The sequence below is a fragment of the Streptococcus sp. zg-86 genome (assembly GCF_017639855.1).
Lineage (GTDB): Bacteria > Bacillota > Bacilli > Lactobacillales > Streptococcaceae > Streptococcus > Streptococcus zhangguiae.
Genome location: NZ_CP072115.1, coordinates 586,944 through 610,749, shown reverse-complemented (window position 1 = coordinate 610,749; position 23,806 = coordinate 586,944). Strand labels below are relative to the sequence as shown.

Genomic DNA, 23,806 nt, shown 5'->3' with positions numbered 1-23,806 from the left:
TTCTCTACCTAATTTCCTTAAAATAATTCTGTGTATTGCCGTCGCAATCGTGAAGTAAACACTTCCTCACGAATCATCAACACCATCCCTGTCATCATCATAAAAATCCCCGACAAAGGAGTTATCGTTTGCAACTCCTGCTCCGACAAGAAGAGAATGAGGGGTGTGCTGAGTAAAATCCCCATGATTATTCCACTAAAAATCCCAAAAAAGCGAATATAGTCTGTCAAATACAGTTGAGTTGGTTTGCCAGAACGGACATTTTTTATATAGTCTCCTGAAGCGCGAAATTCTTTTGAAATAGAAAGTGGATCCAAATTAACAAACGCAAAACTATACGATAATAAGAGTACCAATAATAGATAGATTCCAATCCCAATCTCATTTCTTGTCGTAAAATAAACACCATATTGCAACAAGGAAGTATCTTTTAAAAGATAGGATAGCACCATTAAAAAATACTGGGGAAGAGCCAAAAAAGTATAGGCATACATGATAGGCATTCCATTAGAAGGATTAACACGAATAGGCAAATAAGCCTTCTTAACCATCTCGCTATTAATAGATACTCTTTCAATAGGAATCCGGTATTCTGCTTTCTCAAAAACAACTGTCACATAAATGCTCAATAAAGTCCAGACAAGGATAAATAAAGCATACATCGCTTTAGGACCTGCTAGGACATCTACAAAGATTGGAACAGCCCGAAACTGTGAGACAATCATACCAAGAAACATAATAAGGGTCGACCCACCCACACCATAAGTTACGTTCAGATTACCTAACCACGTAAGAACAAAGGACCCTGCTACCAACAAAAGTGTTGTCATCGCAATGAGTTGAATAGAATTAAAAATCGAATGCTCCACATATGTCAGCGTAAGAGCAATTCCCAAACCTTGAATCATAGCGACAAGTAACATAACCAGCAACTGTTTTCGTTGCTGCGTGTTTCCTCCGACTTGACGTTTTCGACCAAGTGTACAAACCCTATTTAATACCGTCGAATACATCCATGGGCCTAAGCCTAACGAGAAAAGACCGATATTGGCTAAACTTCCACCAGATAGAGCAGAAGCCACTTCTAAAGATGAATCTGCAACTAAACTTACCTGTGACATATCCACATGAGGCAAGGGAATATAGCGCCCCATGAGAAAAACAATACTAATCCAAAGGGAAAATAAGATTTTCTTAACGAGTGGATAGCGAAACAAAAAGTTTCTCATGGCAAGTCAACCTCATCCTCTGATCGAAACAAGGCATGAATCGTATCTACCAAGACCTTCTTTGTAAAATAACCTTGATTCAAAAGCATACGAAATTCTTTGACTTTCTGAACCATCCGAGTATAAGTTTCTTCCGTCAGACTTTCTAAAATGGCAGGAATGTCATCCAAAGAAGAAATGGCAAATCCTAGACCATTTTTGACAATGATTTCTTTATTCGATAAGGTAGTAGGCACAAAGACTGGGAGACCCGCTGCTAAATAGGTACTCAATTTATAAGAAGCGTTTAACTGATAATAGTCTCGACCATCCCTCTGATTCCAAACCAAGCCAAATCCGCCATTGCGTGCAAGCTGACTCAACAACTCTGTTCCGGATTTCCAACCATTGAGCTGTAGATTAGCCCCAGAAAGATCCACTTGATCCGCTTCATCTGTAAAAATCTGAAGTAAGATATTTGACTTCCAATCCTCGATAAAGGAAAAGCGCTTTGGTGAGCCTGAAAAATTAACGGTCTGTGAAAAACGTGGCTCTTCCTCACTTAATGGTATGGTATGATCCCACATATGCTGGATAATGATTTTCTTAACCGTCAGCCCATTCTCTCGTAAAACATCTACCATCGCTTGTGAAGGAACAATCAGTACATCTGCCATATTATAGTTCTCAATCACTTGTGACATGAGATAGTAATTTCCTTCAAACATCAAGGGTAAAACATCGTGGATAAAAATCGCTAATTTGATGTTGTATCGCTTGATACACTGTAAGTATTCTTTCTCAAAACTGACTGAATGCCATATCGGTGTTTGGAAAATCACGATATCCCCATGCGCCAACGCTGCATTCATCCCATCAAAACGGGAAGCCTTCGAACTCGCACTTTCCTGACTAGAATTATAGTAGTAAATTCCAATCTCTTTCATGCCCAGACTTCTACCGATATCTGCTACCATGGCCTGAGACATCAAGGCCACACTCCTAGAGGACTGACCATATAGATTTGTAATATGTATAGCCATTATTTCATCTCTTCTTTCTGTAAAAAATCTAATTTCTGCTCTACGAGTCGGTAGGTGACACTTGTTTCTTGCTCTTTCTCTTCCAGCTCTTTTTATATGCCTAGCTGTAGTTGGCTAGTATCGTACCCAAATCAGGATGGTAATCTTGATAAGGATGCTTACCCTGCTATCAAATCCATCTCCGTCTCCAAACCGAAAAACGGATGCCTGATATTCTTTATACACCCCTATTATCTCTGACACGAATCACTAACTCTTCCATCTTCGTTCTCTTTTCACATCCAAATCTACTTCAAGAGCTGTGTTAGCACTCCTACTAGGGTCATAATCAAGCCTAGAATCATTGATAGGATTAATAAAATCTGGAAAACTGGAATCTTTTCCCTTTTCTTTCCTTTAGTGGATACCTGATACCGTTCTGCCGACATTCGACTTTGAATACTATCTTCCAATGGATTTTTTGCCATGATTATTCTCCTTTTAAATAAGCAAAGGGGTGGGTAGAATCGGATTATTAATTTCTGCAAACTCCTAATATTCATCTATATTTTTCAAGAAGCCATTACTATACCATTATGAGTCAGTTGTGTTCCAATAATTTCTTTATTGCAACCGTTAGTCTACTGATTTTCGATACAAACTGCTTTTAAGCATTCAATCATCTTTTCAGGAGTGCTTTCAGGGACAATTTCTACATAATAGTCATCATTTCTATGTTTTGTATTTGAAAATGCAAAAATACGTTTACCGCCTTCTTTTGCTCTCTGAACAATATCATCCACTTCATTAAAGTGGTTAATATCTAGATAGATTGACGAACGATTTAACAGCTCCTCCATCATTGGTTTACTAACCTGTGGATAAATAAAAACATTTTTATGCTGAGATAGAGTCCGTAAACTTGGTGCCATAACCGTACGGGCTGCTATGCTAAAACGATATTCTGGCAACATTTGAATAAGATAGGTAATTTGTTCAATGCTTTCAGAATCTGTCATAATAAAGCACTCTTGTCGAAAATTCAAAGAAAACAGTTGTTTCAAATCTTGCTTCTTAATTTTCCAGTAAGCTAGCAACTCCTGCCATTCTAAATTATGGTAAAACCACCAAAGCTCACGAAAACCATTATACGTATAGTCACTCCAAGGTTTTTGATTTGTCGAAAAATGAAATATGATCGGAGATTCTGTTTCCCTATAATTTGCTCCTAGTGACTCTGCACCAATTTGAGCATTATAGCGATTAGGTAAAGATAGATAGTCTGGATAGAAATGGTTTAGCACTGTCTGATCCCCTACTTCTAAATTCGGTAAATGCTCTCGTGTATAGCTAATCACTCGTTCTGTAAAGCCTTCATTGCGACAACGAACTAAATTAAATAATAAAACACCAGCATTAAAATGTCCTGGATAATCTTTTTGATTCCAATCTGGGACTGCTGCGATTGTATGATTAGCCAAATTTAGATTGAAAAGTTCATCCAATTCCCCAGTAACAACGAGATCCACATCAAGGTACAAGGCTCTATCTTCTGTGACCACTTCTGGTATCATGTACCGAAAATACGTTACATAATTGATATGAGAAAACGGTCCCGTAAACTTCGTTACTTCATTTTCAACCAATTTCACATCGCAAATACTGCAATTCAATTCTTCCAGATACCGTTCCATTATAAGAAACCATTCTTTGGGAATATCATCGTTCAAGATATAAAATTTAATATTCTGGTTATGCGTACATACCGACTTAATAGCTGTCACGAGCTGATTTGTATATTTATTATCAGCAGCAAATACAATCACATGTTCAGACATCGTCAATCTCCTTTAAGATTAATTACATCGTTTTTAAAAACGCAATCAAGACTTCTGCCGAGCGTTTTCCTGCTTCGATAATAAATTCATCAAAGGTGATATTGGCATCTCCTTGCGCAGTATCACTCATGGCGCGGATGACAAGGAAAGGTAGTCCAATACTATGAGCGGCTTGGGCAATGGCTGCTCCCTCCATTTCAACCGCTAAGACATCAGAGAAATGCGCTTTAATCGTTGCAATCTTATCCTGTCCTGCAATAAAACTGTCTCCTGTTGCAATTAAACCACTATGAGCTGTGATAGCTTGCTGAGCAAGGATCTCTTTCATCTGCGCAAGGAGCGCTTTATCTGCTTCAAAATATAAGGGTTGGGCTGACATTTGCCCATACTCGTAGCCAAAGGCTGTCAAGTCCACATCGTGGTAAGCTAACTGATCTGCCACAACCACATCCCCAATCTCAATCCCATCTGCAACTGCGCCAGCTGAACCAGTATTCACAATCACATCAACCTGAAATTGCTGGGCTAAGATAGCGACAGACATGGCCGACATGACCTTTCCAACCCCTGATTGGAGCAAAACCACCTCATGGTTTCCTAGTCTTCCAGTATAGTAGGTTCTTCCCAATACGATTTGCTCATCCCCACACTCGAGCGCTTCCACCAAGGTCTTCAATTCTTCCGGCATAGCGGCAATAATTCCAAATTTCATCTAAACTCCTTACCAAAAAAAGACTGCAATGAGAAAGAGAATAACCAAAAGAATAACCCAAAACAGCATTTTATTCACTTTTCCACGAAATTCCTCGCGCTTAATAGTTTCAATACGACGACTTTTGACAATCGAAGATTCGACGGGAATACGGTGAGTATAGCCTTCACGGTAGCCTGTGTACTCCTCCTCCCATTCATCTTCGAATGCAAACTCATCCATCACATCCTCATCAGGGGCATAATAGCCAAAACGCTGTTGTTGATGTCTTTTCTGTTTCGCTTTCTCTAGTATTTCATCTGTCAATAAGGGCTTCCTCATTGCTCATTCCTACTTTCTCATCAATTGTAACTGCTGAACAGCCATAATGGTCTTAGCATCACAAATATCGCCACTAGCAATCAAAGCGAGTGCCTCCTCTAAGCTCACATGATAGACTTCAATCACTTCATCCTCGTCCATAGGACGGGGATTTTCAACCTTAACAAGATTCTTCGCAATGTAAAGGCGCAAGCGTTCATTACAAAAACCGATTGCAGAATAAAAATCATACAAGAGCTCTAACTCACCAGTATAACCTGTTTCTTCTTCTAATTCTCTAAGGGCAGCAGCTTTAGGGTCAGCATTTTCTCCAACTTCTAATTTCCCTGCTGGAATCTCATAGCTGGTTTGTTCAATCGCCTTGCGGTACTGCTTGACCAAAATCAGCTTGCCCTCAGGAGTCACAGCAAGAACACAGACTGCTCCCTTATGAAAAATCAACTCCCGCTTGGCTTCGCCTCCCATAGGAAGTGCTACATCATCCACAACAACATCGAAAATATGGCCTTTGAAAATCTCTGTCCGCTTAATGGTCTTTTCTTCGAATTTCATCATTATTCCTCCTTATCCTTTGGGTAATGGGGGAGGCGTTTGGCGTATTCAGCCTTGTTTTCCTGACGACTACGCCCAATTGCGACCGCATCTTGAGGGACATTCCTTGTAATGGTTGATCCAGCTGCTGTCAAGGCATTGTCTCCAATTTCAAGTGGTGCAATCAAGGTAGAGTTTGAACCAACAAAGACATGGTCGCCAATCTTGGTCGTGTATTTTTTCTGTCCATCATAATTGACGGTAATCGTTCCAGCTCCAAAATTGACATCTCGTCCTACTTCAGCATTTCCAATATAGGTCAAATGCCCAGCCTTGGTATTTTCACCAATACTCGAGCCTTTTACCTCAACAAAATTTCCAATATGAACATCTTTTGCTAGCTGTGACCCTGGGCGGATATGAGCATACGGCCCAACTGTCACACCTTCTGCGATACGCGATTCCTCAATCATAGAGTTGGTCACAACCACTCTAGCACCAATTTCTGAATCGACAATATAAGTACCGTTTGTCAAGATAGTTTCTGCACCAATCGACGTTTTTCCTTTCAAGGTTACATTGGCTTCAATCTGCACATCTGGCGCAATCGCAACATCGATATCAATATAGGTTGCCGCTGGATTTGTAAAGCTAACACCATTGACCATATGTTTCTTGTTAATGCGGGTACGCATGACTTCTTCGGCCTTAGCAAGTGCCACACGGTCATTGACCCCAAGACTTTCATCAAAATCACGGAGCACATAGGCACCAACCTTTTCACCTGCTTCACGGAAAATACCAATTACATCTGTAATATAATATTCGCCCTGTGCATTATTGGTATTGATATTTTTCAGCGCCTCAAATAAACGCGCATTATCAAAGACATAGGTCCCTGTATTGATTTCTTTGATTTGCTTTTCAAACTCAGAAGCATCTTTTTCTTCGACAATCTTCGTCACTTCACCGTGCTGATTCCGCACGATACGACCGTACCCAAATGGATTATCTGTTTCCGCTGTCAAAATAGTAGCTACGTTCTTATGGTTCACATGGAACTCAACCAAATGGCGCAAGCTTTCCCCAGTAATCAGAGGGGTATCGCCTGCGATAACCAGTGTCTGTCCAGTACAATTTTGAAGGAGTGGCTCTGCCATCATCACCGCATGGCCCGTTCCAAGTTGTTCTGCTTGGGTAACAAACTCTGTCTGCTCTGCCAATACAGCTTCAACCATCTCCGCCTTGTGTCCTACTACCGTGACCATTTTCGCAGGAGAAATGGCGGATACGCTCCGAAAGACATGTTCCACCATTGAAATCCCTGCCACCTTGTGCAAGACCTTTGGCAGATCCGATTTCATTCGAGTTCCCTTACCTGCTGCTAAAATAATTGCATAATTTGTCATTTTGTAACATCCAATCTATCCATATTCCCTTTATTATAGCATATTTTCAAGAAGCAACAAAGTTAAGTCCTCCAAATGAACTACCAGAATCCATTATAAAATCTCTCTCCGTGAGGGAAAGAGATCTGCTGTTTAACTGAGCGGATAAACAACTTCAAATTCCTCCAAAACTACTCGAGAATCAATGGAAAATGCGAGACCTAGCTCTGTCAGCCATTTGCTAAACAAGTCTTCATGAACTCTACGCCAATAATCGAGCGACTTATCGCCCTCTCCTTCTTTAAAAGCATGGGCAGCTGAAACCTGATAAAAAGGCTCAATCGTTACTTTCTTTGTTTCAATAACACAAACTGCCTGTCCACTGCTATCCAATATCACACTCCGCTCACCAACTTTTGGCAAGATTTCTCCTGAAACAAGATATTCATCATAAACTGAGGCCGTTGCGGTTTTCTCCCCTCGCAGAACCAAATCAGCCAGTACATCTGGCTCAGCACCAAACTGCCAAGCGTCTACTTCATCTCCAATGTGAGGATTGATGAGGCGATAAGCCTCCCACATTTCTTCTGCTGTCATCATTCTCCCTTTCTAGCGGACTATTTCAAACTCCAACCGCCGTCAATCTTGAGGATTTCCCCCTGCATACTACTGGCTTTTCCGCTTGCCAAAAAGAGGGTGACTTCAGCAATTTCTTCCGGATCCAGCCAGCGCTTAATCGGCGTTTCAGCCGCAACCCATTCCGCAAGACCTCCCTCTTCAAAGTCACTAGCCGTCATGGCTGTCTTGACCGCACCTGGTGCTAAGCCAAAAACCTGAATCCCCTTGTCTGCATAATCGAGCGCCAGCTGCTTAGTAAAACCTGCAAGGGCATGCTTACTAGTCGTATAGGCTACACCGCCACCACCAGCTAGGAAACTAGCAATCGAGCACATGTTGATAATGATACCTGCCTTTTTTTCCAGCATCTTTGCCAAATAAAAGCGGGTAATCCGCATACTAGCAAGTAAATTAATAGCTAAGATGTCCTCGATTTCTTCCTCACTAGTATCTAAAAGTGCCTTATAAGCATCCAATTTTCCAGCGGTATTGCAGAGAATATCCACCTCTGGCAGCCAGTCAAAAAGTGGTGCTAAGTTATCTCGTAAATCTAGTTGTAGAAAATGAAAGGCACCGACCAATACAGGCTCTTCTCCCTTATCGACACCATAGACCTCATGGCCATGCTCCAAAAACAGCTGAGCCTGAGCCCGTCCAATGCCTGATGAGACCCCTGTTACAAGGACTTTCTTAGTCATGGACTTCCACCCAGTCTGTCGCTAAGACATCACACGGTGTTGGACTCCACATAGAAAAACCTTCACCCTCGCCTGACACATTGATTAAAAAGTAGGGCGTTACTTCAAGCGCTACACCGTTTTGCTCAATCGTGTCAAAGAGTTGGACATAGTTTTCAGCCCCGCCCCAGCCTGTACGGACGTATTTCTTCTTGGCCTTTAAACCTGGTAAAATGTCTTCAAATGTCATGTTCTACCTCTTTTCTATAGCGGACAGTTCCTCTGCCTGTCCTTCGCTACTCCATTATATCACAAGTCTTAGGTACACAAAAACACCAGCCATGTGGCTGATGTTCTAAGGAGATTATGAAAATATTTAGGATTGACTTTAGTATACCCTATCCTCCCATCTCTTTCATCCGTCTTAAGGCTGATTTAGTTGGAACGGATAACAGATCGGTATGAGCGAGCCGTTAAGAGATAGACAAGGAGATAGAGAGTGAAATACCCGAAACAGCTCCATAGGGCAACCTGTAAGACTAGACCACTATTGATAATTCCAATCTGCAGCAAAATCTGAGATAGAACCTTATAGGCAAAAGCCAAATGCAGAAAGGCAAAGCTCAGAGGAAGAAAGAAGACGGTCGCCATCTGCTTGCGAATACTCTGCTTGGTCTGTCCTTCATCCAGCCCTACTTTTTGCATGATGACAAAACGTTCCCTGTCTTCATAGGCTTCTGATATCTGCTTGTAGTAAATCACCAATACAGTTGCCATAAGGAAGACCACAGATAGGAAGATCCCAATAAAGAAGAGGGAACCTGTAAAGGCAAAGGTACTAGCTCGTTCGGCTACGCGACTACCTGATCCCATCCCAGAAAGGGTGAGGGAGGCAGGTTGCTGATCCGGATTCAGCGCCTGCCAATTTTCCCAACGCTGCATCTGCTCCTCTTCGGTCAAGCTAGTATCTACTCCGATATAGGTCTTCCTATTTGTCAGCAAGGAAACATCGTCTAAATCATGCACAACTAGAATAAGCCCTGGAAATAGTTGGGTCATATTGTTCGGTGTTTGATAGGCTGTAAAATTCTTGGGCAGGCGCTTTTTAACCGTAAAGGATTGCTCCCCTATCACTATTGGTTGATGCGCATCAAAATCAACATTCTTGCTATAAACTGCAACCTGATCGCTTGACAAGTCTAAACGCTCACCTGTCATGCCTTTATAAGAAGCTTCATCAAAGACATAAAGGACGTTGATGTCGTAAAAACTGAACCCAGTCCTATTCTTATCAAGGAGCTTGACTTGATTTTTCTCCATCTTTCCTATAATGCCTTCAAAAAAGGTATAGGTAACCATCTTGCTGATTGGAACACCATTTTGCTCTAGGTTCTGTGAGGTCCATTCTTTCAGTACCGCTTCCTCATCACCAGTAGTATTTCTTGTAGTTTCCCCATTTTTTTCAAATTGATAATGGTAGGTGAAATCATTTGGCTCCAACTGCTGAATCATATCATTTCCGCCAACATAGATATTGATTCCACCAATCATCGTAATAATAAACATGGTAGACAAAATTGCAATGGTCGCTAGCCCCATAGCGTTTTTCCGCATCCGAAAGACAAGATTAGACACAGAGATAAAATTCGCCGGCTGATAGTAATAGCTTTCTCGCCTTTGCAACCATTTCAAAAAACTGATGATTCCAGCATGAAAGAGGATATAGGTGGCAACGATAACGAGGACAACTGCTGTGAAAAAGACAGGCAGGGCCTTAATCGGACTCTCTACACTTAGGGATAGATAGTAGGCATAGACCAAAATTCCCAATCCAAGCAAGGTTTGAAGTAGTAAAAATCGTCCTTTTGCTTCTCCACGTTTCTGACCTTTCACGAGCTGAAGAGAGGAAGATAGGCTTAATGTTCCAGCATTTAGAATAGCCAATCCGAAAAAAATCAGGAGAAAATACAAGATGACCGTCAGCGCATTGCTCCATTGGAAAACGGAAACCAACACCACCTTAACGTGCATGGTCTTGAGTAAAATCGCATAGATCAGCTTATCCAAAATCACTCCAAAAATGAGACCGAACCCCACTGTCACTAGAGAAAATAAAATAGTCTCAACTAAAGTCATTAGGAGCAGATGCCCTTTTTCTAGGCCAAGAACTGTATAGATTCCCAGCTCTTTCGAACGATTTTTCATAACGAAGCCATTGGCATAAAGGAGCATCATGGCAACCGTGAACAGAACGATATACTGGCCAAATTGGAGAGTCAGCGTAACCGTTTTTGCTCCGTAGACCTCTGCCAAGTGTGGATTATGGCTAAGCGAGGTAAATAGGTAAGCAATCGTTGCTGATAATGCCGTCACTAGGGCAAAGGGATAGTACAATTTCCGATTTTTCAACAGGTTAGTGCCTGCTAATGTATAGATGACCTTCCACATCCTACTCACCTCGATTCGCCATGAGGGTCAGCGTATCTGAAATCAACTGAAACATCTCATGTGAGGTACGATCTCCTCGAAAAATCTGATTGTAAAGCTTGCCATCCTTGATAAAGAGGACACGTTTTGCCCGACTGGCTGCTGTAGTCGAGTGGGTAACCATCAGAAGGGTTTGCCCCATTTCGTTGATTTGGTCAAAAATATCCAGCAAGGTTGCAGAAGACTTGGAATCAAGCGCCCCAGTTGGCTCATCTGCTAGTAGAATTTCTGGTTGCGTGATAATGGCACGCGCGACTGCGACCCGCTGCTGCTGACCACCTGAAATCTCATAGGGCATTTTATCTTTTAAGCTGGTAATTCCTAGGCTATCGAGCACTTCTGATTGCCGCTTATTCATCTCATAGAGAGGGACACGCGATAACACCAAGGGAAGGAGGACATTTTCCTTGACCGATAGGGTGTCTAGTAGGTTAAAATCTTGAAAAACAAAACCCAACTTCTCCCTACGAAAGGCAGAAGCATCCTTGTTTTTGATTGTCTGGGTATCCACCCCATTCAAGAACACCTTGCCTTGGGTCGGCTTGTCTAGCATGGCTAAAATATTGAGCAAGGTCGATTTCCCCGAACCTGATTCCCCCATAATTGCCACATATTCACCCTTTTCAACGGTAAAGTGAATGTCTTTTAAGGCCTCTACCTGATTGGCTAAAAAGCGTGCCTGATAGATCTTCTGTACATGTTGAACGTCGAGTAACACCATTATAAACCTCCTTGTATTCCTTGAATCGCAAGTACAGACATCCGTAACCGATACTGTCTTGCCTGTTCAAACAGATGAATCTTCTGTCTGCTCAACTCTTTCTAGTCTTATGATAGCCCATTTCTTCCTATGCTACCTTAGCTTTAGCTCTCATTTGTCTTACATTTTTGTTAGTTTTAGAACCTGTATTCATAAGCGAAGTATAGTGGATGGAGAACTGAACACGAACTAAGAGCTATATAATGCCTTGTGTTCATCGAACACATCGTCAATCTCCTATCTTACCGTAGCTGTTACGAGCTTGCTCGTTCTACAGATACGGATGCCCTAGGGGTATACTGTGTGCCTTTTAACGCTCTCGTATCTTAGATAATTGAACTCGGGCTAAAAGCTCGGAAAAAAGATAAATACTCCTAGAAGCTTACGCTTCTTCGTCATATTTCCTATTTTTCATTCGCTTTTTTTTACGCCCTCGTATCTTATGAAGGAATACTGACTGTATTTCGAAAAAAAGCAACGATGTGTAGCGAAAAATAAGACCTGAATAGCGTTGCTATGCCGTAAATACAGGTTCTTATAGTGAATTGAATAAAGGTTAGGACATCGTTAAGTCGCTTTAATGAACACCAGTTCTATTTGCAGCTCCTTGCCTTGTCCTATTCCTTTCTCAGCCCACTATAGTCAATCAAGAATCAGTTTTTCTTCTTTGAGGCAGATGCGTACCTGTGTGCCTTGTCCTATTTCCGATGTCAGACGGAAGGTCAGTCCCAACTTTTCACCAATTCCTTGTGCCAAATACAGTCCTAGACCAGAAGATTGTTGCGAAATGCGGCCATTGTAGCCTGAGAAGCCACGAGCAAAAATCCGTTCCATGTCACTTTTAGCAATGCCTATCCCTGTATCTTGGATGACCAGATCAGCACCGTCTAGGTAAATCCAAATTTGTCCACCTACCGTATACTTAATAGCATTGGAAATAAATTGTTCAAGCAGGAGGCAGAACCATTTCTTGTCTGTTGCAAGAGTCAGCTCTAACTCATCTAAGCGAAGCTCTGTCTTTTGCTGGATAAAGAAAATCGAATACTTCTTGATGACTTGCCGAACGAGAAAATCAAGCGATTCACGCTGAACAAGCAAGTCTTCATGAAAGGATTGCAAGCGCAAATAATGCAAGACTTGTCCTGTATATTGCTCAACCTTGAACAATTCCTGCTCCAAGGCCTGCCTCTCAGGACCAGCTGGCAAATCTCTCGCTAGCAGTTGACTGGCTGCAATGGGGATTTTCATCTGGTGAGCCCACAAGGTATAGTAGTCTTGAAAATCACTCTGACGCCTGCGCTCCTGATCCAGTTGTTGGCGTAATTCTTCTTCTAACTCTTGCACACGAGCTTGTAAGACTACTTCAGTCGCTGTTCCTCTCGTCACAAGCTCTCGCCTGCTTGCCAAGGTAAACTGCCGCCACTCCTTGCCCATATCAAGGAAAAACACCACTCCAACAATGCAGAAAAGCAACAGACTGGCATAGCCAACAAGTGCATTCTCCACATGAAAGAGTAGACTAAAACCACCGATAAGAAGAATAAAGAAGAGCATGCCCAATAGGAACAACAAACGCGTTGCCAGCCAGCGCTTAACAAAAAAGCCTACTTGTCCTTTAGTCATCGTGCTGCACCAATCCATATCCGATTCCTTTTTTGGTCACGATAATATCCTGCAAGCCCATATCTGCTAATTTACGCCGCAAACGCCCGACATTCACCGTCAGTGTATTATCATCGACAAACAAGTCGCTATTCCATAATTCTTTCATCAATTCTTCCCGACTGACAATGGCCTGCGGCCGCTCGAATAAAATTCTTAGGATTTGAAATTCATTTTTGGTCAAATCTTCACTCACACCATCATAGCTCACCTGCATACTTTTTAAGTCCAACCGAATGCCTTCAAAGGTCAATACCGTCTGCTCACCCAAAAAGTCATAGGTTCTGCGTAAAAGTCCTTGAATTTTCGCTAGAAGAACCGTCATATCAAAAGGCTTGGTCACATAATCATCGCCCCCTAGATTGATGGCCATTACAATATCCATGGGTTGATCGCGTGAGGACAGAAAAAGAAGCGGCACACGTGAGATTTTCCGGATTTCTTGACACCAGTAATAGCCGTTAAAAAAAGGCAGACCAATATCCATTAAAATCAAATGCGGTTGAAATGCCTCTACCTGCTCTAAAATCAGCTGAAAATCCTCGCTTTCAGCCACTTCATAATTCCAATTCCGAAGATTTTTTGCCACCAATTGACGAATAACTGTATCATCTTCTACAAGTAAGATTTTTTGCTTCATTGCACCACGTCCTCTCTTCTTCCATTATAAGCTATTTTCCTAGTAAAAAAACGAAAACCTACCATTTCTTTCTAACATTTTTGTCACCCAGTCGCCTCTATCCTTCACTTTCTGTAAATAAGGTTATCGAAAGTCGACCAATCAATCAAGAAACAAAGATAATAGGCAAGGCCATTTTCAATGAAAAAGCCTCACTTAATTTCTAGGATAGACTGTTTCAGTCGAAAACACAAAACTAGGAAGCTAGACTGGCGATTTTCGACAAGAAAGAGCTGTCCTTGCAGCAAGGCACGAACATTTTAATGAAAGATGAGATGCCTAAAAGCAAGTCCCGAATATTTTTTCTGAAAAACGTCAGACTTAGAAATTAGGGAACCATTTTTCGATCAAGAAAGGCTTCTCTTAGAAGCTAGGAGCGTTTTTCCAACCAGTGATGACTTCACTCAACTTCTAGGATAGAATTTTTCTGAATGAAAAGCTAACTTGTAACCTAGGACAGGATTTCTCGGCGAATGATAAGAAAAGCTCAGGCGTTCGCCTTCTCTTATTAAGGCCAGGAAGAACAATTTGTCCAGTAGTTGCGACTATCCTTTTGATACGATATAATAGTTTAAATATATCATAGGAGTATTCTATGCCAAATCTACTGAATTACATTGAAGAAGTAGCCAATCACGATTTTTACGATTTACCCCTCAATCGCTTGGATATTCTAGCCTTAACAGAGATTTCCTATCTGCCTTTTGACGGCTTAGTTTCATCCGATGTAACCGTTCAGCAACTGAAGCGCTTGGATTATATCATTACGCAATTTGAAGAGAAAAATCATGGTGATACCCCCAATCTCTCTGTCACCATTACCCCAGATCGCATTAAGCTGCTCGACTTATTAAAAAATAGTAAACGTTTCAAGGCTATCAAAGCACTTGCCTATGTTAACGACTATGATAAGGAAGAGGAAAAGCAGTTTGCGGCCATTACCTACAAAGTTGGCCAAGACAAACTCGTCACGATTTTCAGGGGAACAGATGACACCATTATCGGTTGGAAAGAAGATTTTCATATGACCTACATGGCAGAAATCCCTGCCCAACAATCTGCAACCCAGTACCTTAACTCCATCATGCAGCTTCCAAACTACACGGTCTATGTAGCTGGACACTCCAAGGGAGGAAATCTCGCCATCTATGCCAGCAGTCAGCTAGAACCAAGAAATCAAGAACGCATTGCGCAGATTATTGCTTATGATTCTCCCGGAGTTCATCCTTCTGTAATTGAATCAGACGGTTATCAAGCAATGAAAGAACGCATCCAGTCTATCATCCCCCAAAATTCGATTGTCGGTATGCTACTTGAAACACCTGACAAGGCAGAGATTGTCGAAAGTAAAGCCTTTGGCCTGCTCCAACATATCAGCTTCACTTGGGAAGTTGAGGGACATGATTTCAAACTAGCACCTGCCTTGACGGAAAACAGTATCCAGATTGACACAACCTTAAAAACATGGACAGCCAGTCTAAACGAGGACGAACTCAAGCACTTCTTTGATTTACTGTTTGGTATGTTTATTGACGCTGGTATTGAACGTCTTAATGACTTTACCGTAGATACTCCTAAAAAAATCGCCCTCCTAATGGAACAACAACAAAATCTAACCGATGAAGAACGAGAAATGCTCGATAAGCTCTTCCGACTCTTAATTGATACCCGTTATCAGGTCTGGAAAGAAGCTCTGACAACGCCTTACGACAAGGTTAACCAGTGGTTTCAAAGTTTGACAAATAAAGATAAAGAAGACTAAATTAAAATGAGGATGGGTAAAAACTCAATGTTTAGCCTTTCTCTTAAAAATTGAACAATACAAAATGGCTTAGAATCAACGTTTCTTGACAACGTTATTTTAAGCCATTTACTATTTTTAAGACTTTTTGCTCTGTCTTATTTTATAGCCGTATACTCTATAAAAATCAAAATCTAATTAGGCAACAAAACCGCAGATAGAACTGGGGTTCAGCAAGGTAAGTTAACGACATTAGAGTTTGATTTTTGACGAGTATAAAAAACGAGATTTTCCTTATCCAACCCCATGGTTAAGGCATAGGTCTGCGCATCAACTTCCTTGATAAAACCTAGGATTTCCAATGCTCTGACAAAAATATCAGAGCGTCGTTGTAAAACTCTATCTTTTCGTGCAAATTTCAACAAAAAAGTCGTCATATACTTCATGGCATAGTCTTTGTTGACATCACCCAAAAGCTGATAGAGAACCTCTTGATCGCTTGATAAGGGAAGCTGGTTGGACAACTTGTAAAAATAAGATGACAAGGTCAAGCGCTCCCGAAGCGCATCAACTTCTTCCTCTATGATGACCTTGTTGGTGGAATTGCTTGTTGCAACCGTAAAGGTCGCACGGCTTAATTCCTCAAAAATCGGACTGGTCGTCTCTACAAAAATTTCCTGATCTAGCCTCAAGCCCTCTAAGCTAGTCAAGCAAGAAAAGGCATTTGTATAGCGGCGATCCTTCCTGCGAATATAGCCTGCTTCAATCAAGCGATCCAATTGCCGGTCCACATGTAAAACCGTCGCAAACTCTTTTTTAATCTGTCGCAGGGTTACATCATCTTGCTGGTCCAGATACTGAATGAGTTCTTGAAAAAAAGCGGTGCGGGTTAGCTTGGTTGGATTGTAAACTTTAATCATAAGATTATTATACCACACAAAAAGTCCCACCTGGTCTACCAAATAGGACTTTGTCGATTCATAGATTAGTTGCCAAAGCTTTCTGTCAACTGTGGAACAACTTGTTTTTTACGAGAAACTGCTCCTGCCAGGAAGGCATGGTTGTTTTCGAGTTTGAAGTTAAAGGCTGCTTCGACCTTATCCATGTTGCGACCAAGAGCTAGGATTTCAGAATTTGAGTTGACAATATCCGTAATCATCAAGACAAAGTCTGAATAGTCATTTTCCTTACTTGCAGCTTCAATGGCTGCTTCGATTTCTGCTTGGCGCTCCAAAACTTCTGCAATATCAACCGTATTGACCTGTGCCACACGAACGGCGTTACCATTTAATTCGAAGGTTTTAGCATCGATGTCAATCAATTCATCAGCAGTTTTGCTAGCAAGATTAGTTCCTGCTTTGAGCATAGCAAGTCCGTATTCTTCCAAGTTAACGCCTGCTAGTTCTGCCAATTCTCTAGCGACTTGTGGGTCGCTTGCATGAGTGGTTGGAGATTTGAGCAAGAGTGTGTCCGAAATCAAACCTGACAAGAGTAAACCTGCCACTTCTTTTGGTGGTGTCAAACCATTTTCCTTGAAGGCACGGTAAACGATGGAAGAAGCTGATCCAACTGGCTCCAAGCGCATGTAAAGAGGATTTGCTGTTTCAAAATTCGCCACACGGTGGTGGTCAACAACTGCAACTACTTCTACTTCTTTGATATCAGAAATAGATTGCTGGAATTCATTGTGGTCTGTTAAGATGACCTGCGCTACACCTTCTGCCTTAGCAGATTCTACCACGCGCGGTGCTGTTACCCCAAAATAGTTAAGAGCAAAGGCTGTTTCTTCATTTGGTGTCCCAAGCGCTACGCTTTCCGCATCACGACCAAAAGCCTCACGTTCCAAATAAGCCCAACCATAAGAAGACGCAATCGCATCTGTATCAGGATTTTGGTGACCAAAAACTAACAATTTTGACATGTTCTATTACCTCTTTAAACAGTATTCATTCTATTTTAGCATATTTTTTAGCACTTGCAAATCATTCCTCACTCTCGATTTGCAAAACGTTTTCAAAAAGAGTAAGATAGTAGATAGAACAATGGAAAGGAAATTCTTATGAAATTTACATATTATACCTATACACGTCCTGACTATACCCTCGTCAAAGAAGACTTATCTCATTTAACGGAGCAATTACAGACGGCAGATTCAGCAGAAAAAGCCATTGAGGTGGTCAAAGCTATTACAGCCATCAACTCGACCCTCGACACGCAGATGAACTTATGGCACATTCGCCATACGATTGATATGACGGATGAATTTTACAATGAGGAAACCAAGTTTTGGAATGAACACCTCCCCCTCTTTGAAGAATTAACAACTGCCTACTACCAAGCCGTTTTAGCTAGTCCATACCGTGCAGCATTAAGTGAATTCTTACCAGAAACCTTCTTCATGTTGGCTGAAAACAAGCAAAAGATTTTCTCCTCTGAGGCTATTCCTCTTTTCCAAAAGGAAAATGAACTCGTAGACCAGTACAGGGACTTGATTGCGGGAGCAAAAATTGACTTCCAAGGTCAAACCTACAACCTTGCCCAAATGGCACCATTTGCCCAATCAACTGACCGTGCAGTCCGCAAGGCTGCTTCTGACGCTTCAACAGCTTATTTTGCAAGTAAAGAAGAAGAGTTCGACCGTGTCTATGATGAATTGGTCAAGGTTCGGACTGAGATTGCCCATACTCTTGGCTTTAAAGACTACGTAGAATATGGCTATGCAGCCATGAATCGCTTTGACTACAACCGCGATATGGTTAAGGTCTACCGTGAAGAAATTCTCAAACATGTCGTGCCAATCGTACAAAAACTACGCGAGCGCCAAGCAAAACGCATTCAAGTGCCTAGCCTCAAACACTATGATTTAGCCTTGGAATTCTTAGACGGTAATCCAACACCACAAGGGGATCCTGATTTTATCGTCGGAGAGGCACAAAAAATGTACCATGAATTGTCAGCAGAAACAGGTGAATTCTTTGACTTTATGGTGGAACATGGGCTGCTTGACTTGGTTGCAAAAACTGGTAAAGATAGCGGCGGTTATTGTACCTATATTCCAGATTACAAGAGTCCATTTATCTTTTCGAACTTCAATGGAACAAGTGGCGACATCGATGTTTTGACTCACGAAGCTGGGCATGCCTTCCAAGTCTATCGCTCACGTTGGATTGCCAGCCCTGAAGTTATCTGGCCAACCTATGAAACCTGTGAAATCCACTCCATGTCTATGGAATTTATGACCTGGCCTTGGATGGATCGCTTCTTTAAAGAACAGGTGAACAAATATAAATTTGGTCACCTAGCAGGCGCCCTTCTCTTCTTGCCCTATGGGGTTCTGGTCGATCATTTCCAACATGAAATTTATGAAAATCCAACCATGACACCTGCAGAACGCAAGGCAACTTGGAAACGTTTGGAAGAACTCTATCTGCCTGACCGTGATTTCTCTGAATCAGAAGCACTCAACCGTGGCATCTTCTGGTACCGTCAAGGACATATCTTTGCAAGTCCGTTCTACTACATTGACTATACTTTAGCCCAAGTCTGCGCCCTCCAATTCTGGAAACGCACGCAAGTAGACAAGGACGAAACTGCTTGGGAAGATTATCTTCGTATCTGTGACCTCGGTGGAACAAAATCCTTCCTTCAAGTCGTTGCTGCTGCAAATCTTGAATCGCCCTTTAAAGAAGGAGCTCTCGCAGCAACTACCAAGGCAGCTAGCGATTGGTTGGACAGCATCAATGACTCAACTTTCTAGGAGACGCTATGCACATCCATTCTCTATCAGGATTCGAGTCAATCCTACCACAAACCATTGACGGAACCAGCCAGTGGATTTTTGGAAAAAATCCTCCCTACACAGATCCCAATGATATTCTTGTAGAAGAGCTAGATTATCTAGGAACAGAACTCTACCTGTTTGAGTTACAAAACCAGAAAGTCTACCAGCCCTTTCCAAAAGAGGCGATGATCTATTTAGAAAATCCCGTCTATGATCCCCTTTCTGATTCTTTTGGTTTGTTGCGATTTGATTTTTTACAGCACATTATTCAAGCCTACCAGTATCGTCCACTGAATCAGGAACTCACTCTATTGACGACAGTACCATTTGAAAAAGCAGGGGACCTCATCAATGTCCGTTTGATCAGTAGTCCTTTTACGCTCATCAAACATGAAATTCATTACTCCAGAACCCATTTCCTATGGCCTGTCGAAGAAGTCTGCCAATGGGAAACCAATGAATGTTTGAACTATTTAGATGACCAGTATTTCTATACGTCAAAATGGGTGGAAGAGCCAGAAGATTATGAAGAAGTAATTGTTCGAGAACGCTCGACTCACCAGATTATTCAACGACAAAAAGGACGAAGACTCCTTCTCCCTAATGGAGAATATTGGCAGTTTGTGAAATAAAGGGAACAACAAAGCCTCCTCTCAGAATAATATCTGAAAGGAGGCTTATTTTCTGCTCATACTATAGTGGATTGAGAAAGGAATAGGACAAGGCAAGGAGCTGCAGATAGAACTGGCATTAATTGAGGATTACTCCATAATCCCTATTTCCAACCTTCAACAGTCTACTGGACTATTGAAGCAAAGCGACTTATACTCGTCAAAAATCAAAGTCTGGCGTCGTTAACTCACCTTGCTGAACTTCAGTTCTAGCTACGATTTCGTTGCCTAGTCAGATGTTGATTTTTATAGAGTATAACGATGTCCTAACCTTTATTCAATTCACTATAAAAGAAAAACAAGCAGCATCGCAAATACTGCTTGTGAGAAATAGGGGCTTTCTCAATTTCCTCGCACACGGTTCAGATACTCCTGATAGCTTTCCGTGTCCATGAGTTCCTTGGCATTTTCAACGCGGGCTCTAGTTGGGGGCTTGGTTCCTTCTAGTGGATAGGGACGTCCCAATTCCCGCCATTTAAATTCACCTAGATTATGGTAGGGAAGAACTTCGAATCGCTCGACATTGTCTAAGGTCTTAACAAATTTCCCCAGTTCAATCAAGTCTTCATCACGGTCTGTTAAGTTTGGCACCAAGACATGACGAATCCAGACTGGTTTACCAATATCAGAGAGATAGCGAGCACATTCTAAAATGGTTTTATTACTATGACCTGTGACAAAGCGGTGTTGGTCTGGGTTCATTTCCTTAATATCCAACAAGACCAAGTCGGTTACTTCCATGAGCTTAGCATATTTTTCCAGATATTTTGGTGTATTGCGGAAGGTTAGGGCGCAGGTATCTAAGGTTGTATGAATCCCTTTTTCTTTTGCCAAGCTAAACAAAGCAATCAAAAAGTCAATCTGAATGGTCGCTTCACCACCTGATACGGTAATGCCACCTTCTTTCCCCCAAAATCCCTTGTAGCGAATCGCTTCGTTTAACACATCCTCTGCTGTTCGCTCAGTAGCTGCTGGATTGACCAAGTCCCAAGTGTCAGGATTATGACAATACTGACAACGCATGTGGCAGCCCTGCATGAATACCACAAATCGAATGCCCGGACCATCCACAGCCCCAAAACTCTCCGTTGAATGCACTAGACCTGTTACATTTTTGTAATCGATTGCTTCCATTTTCTCTTCCTCACTTCTTAATAAATTTATTATATCATAAAATTAGGAAAGCGTTTGTATGAATGACTTTGAATAGGAAAAATAGTTATAGTCAATAGTTTTTCTGCCTCAAGTTAAACAAGACGCGTTAACGATACAATAGATAAAAATAACGGTGACTAATATAACAAAAGACTAAGCCATCGCTCAGTCTTTCTTTTCTTTTCTATCTTTCATATCCTCTTCAGCTTCAAGAGGTGTCAGTATCATTTTCAACTTGGTCACACGTCCATTTTTGACCTTATCATTGATCATAATCAAATGATAGCCGTGATTATCGACCTCGTAGGCTTCTTTTTCTTCTTGGCTTGGAATCGTCCCTAAACCTGTCAGATAGAAGCCTGCAATCGTATCCACATCATCGCTTTCCAACTCTGTCCCAAAATGTTCATTGAAGTCATTTAAGGTCATATTTCCTTGAACAATATAGGTGTGTTCTCCGATTTCTCGAACAAAAATCTCTGTCTTATCCGTTTCATCGTCAATTTCTCCCACGATTTCCTCAAGCAAATCTTCTAAGGTCACAATTCCTGCCACACCACCGTACTCATCAAGTAGAATAGCCATTTGATTTTGAGTATTGCGCAAGGCCTTTAATAAGTCATCCACAAAAATCGTCTCTGGTACAAAGAGTGGTTCTTGTAAAATCCGTCGGATATTTAAATTTTCAAAACCAGTAGAAAAGCCTTCAGCCAAGATACGCTTGGTATGAATCAACCCAACAACATTATCCTTATCTCCGTCATAAACTGGAATCCGCGAGAAATTCTGCTTCAAAATTTCCGCCATAATCGTTGCTGTATCGGCCTCAATATCGACCATGAAGGCATCCGTACGCGGTACCATAACTTCACGTGCCATCATTTCATCAAGTGAAAAAATCCCCTGCAACATTTCAATTTCATCTGCATCTAAAGTTTCCTCACTCTGGGTGGTTAAAATGTACTCGATTTCATCACGGGTCATCTTCTCATCAGCATCGTCAAACTCCATCGGTGTTATGTAACTAATAAGATTGGTCGCTGCTGACAAAAGCCACACAAAGGGACTAACTAGCTTCCCTAAAAAGAGAATAGTTGGCGCTGAAATGACCGCTAAATTTTCCTTCATATTCATGGCAATTCGCTTAGGATATAATTCTCCTAAGACGATTGAAATAAAGGTCAACAAGGCAAGCGCAAGCCAATAGCCAGCAGTCTGTGCTGTCGCAGAATTTCCTAACCAGCCAGCAAATACTGTACCTAAATCACCTGCTAGGCTCGCCCCTGACAAGATACTGATGAAGGTAATTCCGACTTGAATCGTCGATAAAAAATGATTCGGATTTTCTAGTACATGTAATAAACGAATAAATTTCTTTTCTCCCTCAGCCGCTTTTTGTTCTACACGGGAACGGTTAAGAGAAACAAGAGCCATCTCAGAAGCTGAGAAAAAGGCATTGAGTAAGGTTAATAAAAGCAATAATAAAATTTGTAAATGAATGGTCTGACTACCAGGGTCTTCCATGATGTCTGTGTCTCCTATAAAAAATATAATAGTATCATTATACCACTTTTTTCTCCTTCTTGTCACTTAGATTCTACTAAAGTCACTGAAATAGTAGGAAATACCTGGTTGAGGGATACATTTTCCCAATCTTCGTAAGAAGCCTATCTGGTCTTTCTTGTCTCAAATCAAAAAACAGATGAAAATTGCAAGAGACATAGGGAATAGTGAGATGAATCTGATAAGATGATAGTAAATGAAACCTATAAAGGAGAATACTCATGAAACCAAATCGATTTTGTCAACTGGCACTTGTGGGCCTACTCGTATCAAGCAGTGGACTTTCTCTTACTGGATGCTCAACATCACAGACAACTGCTCCAAGTACCCAACAGGCTAAAACGAAAGAAACAACTAAGAGCCACCGTGAACAAATAAAGGATATTGCCACTAGCTCTTACAATGGCATTGCCTTAATCCAATCAATAGAAAATGCAAAAGGGCACGGTACAGGGGTCTTTATCTCCCCAGATACATTGCTGACCAATCGTCATGTCGTTACTGGTCTTGCAAAAGCAGACACAGCCGTCGTTCGAACTGTTGATCAACAAGGCAAACAAGTGGATCTCCCTATCAAAGAGTTCATTGCCCCAGAAGATGAAAGCATGGATATTGGCATTGTCAAACTCCAAAAACCCATCACTTCCAACAAAGAACTGAGCCACCTTACCATTCAAAAAATTGCTAGTCTTGATACAACGGACAAAACAAAGGTCTCTGATTTTATCCGAGCAGTAGGCTATCCAGGTGATAAAGAACATGGCACATTATGGGATAGTCAGGGAATGATTAAAGAAATTGACGGAAACTTTCTCACCTATACTGCTCCTATCGCTAGTGGGTCATCAGGTTCCCCCTTATTCAATAAAAATGGCGATATGATTGGAATAGCCAATGCTTCAACAGATGATTTAGAAAACCCCACTTCCTTTGGTCTCTTATTTGATAAAAGCATACGCGCATTCATCGCTAAACATCAATAAGATTCCTTT

The 23,806-nt window shown here is 41.5% G+C and carries 23 protein-coding genes; 4 read left to right on the top strand and 19 right to left on the bottom strand.

Annotated elements, in window-relative coordinates; genetic code table 11:
- Positions 1 to 17: 17 nt before the first annotated feature.
- The 15 genes from secY2 to J5M87_RS03055 all read right to left on the bottom strand — a co-directional run bounded on the left by secY2 (position 18) and on the right by J5M87_RS03055 (position 13,864).
- On the bottom strand, positions 18 to 1,229 hold the full coding sequence (secY2, locus tag J5M87_RS03125) for an accessory Sec system protein translocase subunit SecY2 (RefSeq protein ID WP_154608704.1): 1,212 nt from the start codon (positions 1,227 to 1,229) through the stop codon (positions 18 to 20).
- The gene (locus J5M87_RS03120) at positions 1,226 to 2,251 is read right to left on the bottom strand and encodes a sugar transferase (RefSeq protein ID WP_230082375.1); all 1,026 of its coding nucleotides are present in this window, start codon (positions 2,249 to 2,251) and stop codon (positions 1,226 to 1,228) included. The genes secY2 and J5M87_RS03120 overlap by 4 nt, the downstream gene beginning before the upstream one ends.
- A 287-nt stretch (positions 2,252 to 2,538) precedes the next feature.
- A complete protein-coding gene (locus J5M87_RS03115) occupies positions 2,539 to 2,718 on the bottom strand; it encodes a hypothetical protein (RefSeq protein WP_154608703.1) in 180 nt (59 codons plus the stop codon).
- Positions 2,719 to 2,871: 153 nt separating this feature from the next.
- Positions 2,872 to 4,068 (bottom strand): glycosyltransferase family 8 protein, encoded by a 1,197-nt coding sequence (locus tag J5M87_RS03110; RefSeq protein WP_154608702.1) that lies wholly within the window; start codon positions 4,066 to 4,068, stop codon positions 2,872 to 2,874.
- 22 nt (positions 4,069 to 4,090) lie between these two features.
- Positions 4,091 to 4,780: a 5'-methylthioadenosine/adenosylhomocysteine nucleosidase gene (locus J5M87_RS03105; RefSeq protein WP_154608701.1), complete on the bottom strand. Its 690-nt coding sequence runs from the start codon at positions 4,778 to 4,780 to the stop codon at positions 4,091 to 4,093.
- A 9-nt stretch (positions 4,781 to 4,789) separates the two neighbouring features.
- Positions 4,790 to 5,101, bottom strand: a complete 312-nt coding sequence (gene macP, locus J5M87_RS03100; protein WP_154608700.1) for a cell wall synthase accessory phosphoprotein MacP — start codon at positions 5,099 to 5,101, stop codon at positions 4,790 to 4,792.
- A 9-nt stretch (positions 5,102 to 5,110) separates the two neighbouring features.
- Positions 5,111 to 5,653, bottom strand: coding sequence for an NUDIX hydrolase (locus tag J5M87_RS03095; RefSeq protein WP_154608767.1), 543 nt, complete (start codon positions 5,651 to 5,653; stop codon positions 5,111 to 5,113).
- Between the two features lie 2 nt (positions 5,654 to 5,655).
- Positions 5,656 to 7,041, bottom strand: coding sequence for a bifunctional UDP-N-acetylglucosamine diphosphorylase/glucosamine-1-phosphate N-acetyltransferase GlmU (gene glmU / locus J5M87_RS03090; protein ID WP_154608699.1), 1,386 nt, complete (start codon positions 7,039 to 7,041; stop codon positions 5,656 to 5,658).
- A gap of 132 nt (positions 7,042 to 7,173) precedes the next feature.
- Entirely contained in the window at positions 7,174 to 7,617 is a 444-nt protein-coding gene (locus J5M87_RS03085) for an ASCH domain-containing protein (protein WP_154608698.1), read from the bottom strand.
- A gap of 20 nt (positions 7,618 to 7,637) precedes the next feature.
- On the bottom strand, positions 7,638 to 8,336 hold the full coding sequence (locus J5M87_RS03080) for a 3-oxoacyl-ACP reductase (protein WP_154608697.1): 699 nt from the start codon (positions 8,334 to 8,336) through the stop codon (positions 7,638 to 7,640).
- A complete protein-coding gene (locus J5M87_RS03075) occupies positions 8,329 to 8,565 on the bottom strand; it encodes a DUF2829 domain-containing protein (RefSeq protein WP_067088403.1) in 237 nt (78 codons plus the stop codon). Before J5M87_RS03075 ends, J5M87_RS03080 begins: the two co-directional genes overlap by 8 nt.
- Positions 8,566 to 8,750: 185 nt before the next feature.
- Positions 8,751 to 10,763, bottom strand: a complete 2,013-nt coding sequence (locus tag J5M87_RS03070; RefSeq protein ID WP_154608696.1) for an ABC transporter permease — start codon at positions 10,761 to 10,763, stop codon at positions 8,751 to 8,753.
- 1 nt (position 10,764) lies between these two features.
- Complete coding sequence (locus J5M87_RS03065) at positions 10,765 to 11,523, bottom strand: ABC transporter ATP-binding protein (protein WP_154608695.1); 759 nt, start codon at positions 11,521 to 11,523, stop codon at positions 10,765 to 10,767.
- A 681-nt stretch (positions 11,524 to 12,204) separates the two neighbouring features.
- Positions 12,205 to 13,185, bottom strand: a complete 981-nt coding sequence (locus J5M87_RS03060; protein WP_154608694.1) for a sensor histidine kinase — start codon at positions 13,183 to 13,185, stop codon at positions 12,205 to 12,207.
- On the bottom strand, positions 13,178 to 13,864 hold the full coding sequence (locus tag J5M87_RS03055) for a response regulator transcription factor (RefSeq protein WP_154608693.1): 687 nt from the start codon (positions 13,862 to 13,864) through the stop codon (positions 13,178 to 13,180). Before J5M87_RS03055 ends, J5M87_RS03060 begins: the two co-directional genes overlap by 8 nt.
- Positions 13,865 to 14,498: 634 nt before the next feature.
- Between J5M87_RS03055 and J5M87_RS03050 the strand changes: the two genes are divergently transcribed.
- Positions 14,499 to 15,665, top strand: a complete 1,167-nt coding sequence (locus J5M87_RS03050; RefSeq protein WP_154608692.1) for a DUF2974 domain-containing protein — start codon at positions 14,499 to 14,501, stop codon at positions 15,663 to 15,665.
- A gap of 209 nt (positions 15,666 to 15,874) precedes the next feature.
- Here J5M87_RS03050 and J5M87_RS03045 read toward each other — a convergent pair whose 3' ends face one another.
- Positions 15,875 to 16,564 (bottom strand): DUF1803 domain-containing protein, encoded by a 690-nt coding sequence (locus tag J5M87_RS03045; protein WP_154608766.1) that lies wholly within the window; start codon positions 16,562 to 16,564, stop codon positions 15,875 to 15,877.
- A gap of 65 nt (positions 16,565 to 16,629) precedes the next feature.
- Positions 16,630 to 17,565, bottom strand: a complete 936-nt coding sequence (locus tag J5M87_RS03040; protein ID WP_154608691.1) for a manganese-dependent inorganic pyrophosphatase — start codon at positions 17,563 to 17,565, stop codon at positions 16,630 to 16,632.
- A gap of 138 nt (positions 17,566 to 17,703) precedes the next feature.
- On the opposite strand from J5M87_RS03040, the gene J5M87_RS03035 reads away from it, so the two are divergent.
- On the top strand, positions 17,704 to 19,401 hold the full coding sequence (locus J5M87_RS03035) for a M3 family oligoendopeptidase (protein ID WP_154608690.1): 1,698 nt from the start codon (positions 17,704 to 17,706) through the stop codon (positions 19,399 to 19,401).
- A gap of 8 nt (positions 19,402 to 19,409) precedes the next feature.
- On the top strand, positions 19,410 to 20,057 hold the full coding sequence (locus tag J5M87_RS03030; protein ID WP_154608689.1) for a hypothetical protein: 648 nt from the start codon (positions 19,410 to 19,412) through the stop codon (positions 20,055 to 20,057).
- Between the two features lie 381 nt (positions 20,058 to 20,438).
- On the opposite strand, the gene pflA is transcribed toward J5M87_RS03030, so the two are convergent.
- Together pflA and J5M87_RS03020 are read right to left on the bottom strand one after the other, a co-directional pair.
- Positions 20,439 to 21,230, bottom strand: a complete 792-nt coding sequence (gene pflA, locus J5M87_RS03025; protein WP_154608688.1) for a pyruvate formate-lyase-activating protein — start codon at positions 21,228 to 21,230, stop codon at positions 20,439 to 20,441.
- A 186-nt stretch (positions 21,231 to 21,416) separates the two neighbouring features.
- The gene (locus tag J5M87_RS03020; RefSeq protein ID WP_154608687.1) at positions 21,417 to 22,775 is read right to left on the bottom strand and encodes a hemolysin family protein; all 1,359 of its coding nucleotides are present in this window, start codon (positions 22,773 to 22,775) and stop codon (positions 21,417 to 21,419) included.
- A 260-nt stretch (positions 22,776 to 23,035) separates the two neighbouring features.
- On the opposite strand from J5M87_RS03020, the gene J5M87_RS03015 reads away from it, so the two are divergent.
- Complete coding sequence (locus J5M87_RS03015; protein ID WP_154608686.1) at positions 23,036 to 23,797, top strand: S1 family peptidase; 762 nt, start codon at positions 23,036 to 23,038, stop codon at positions 23,795 to 23,797.
- The last annotated feature ends 9 nt before the right edge of the window (positions 23,798 to 23,806 follow it).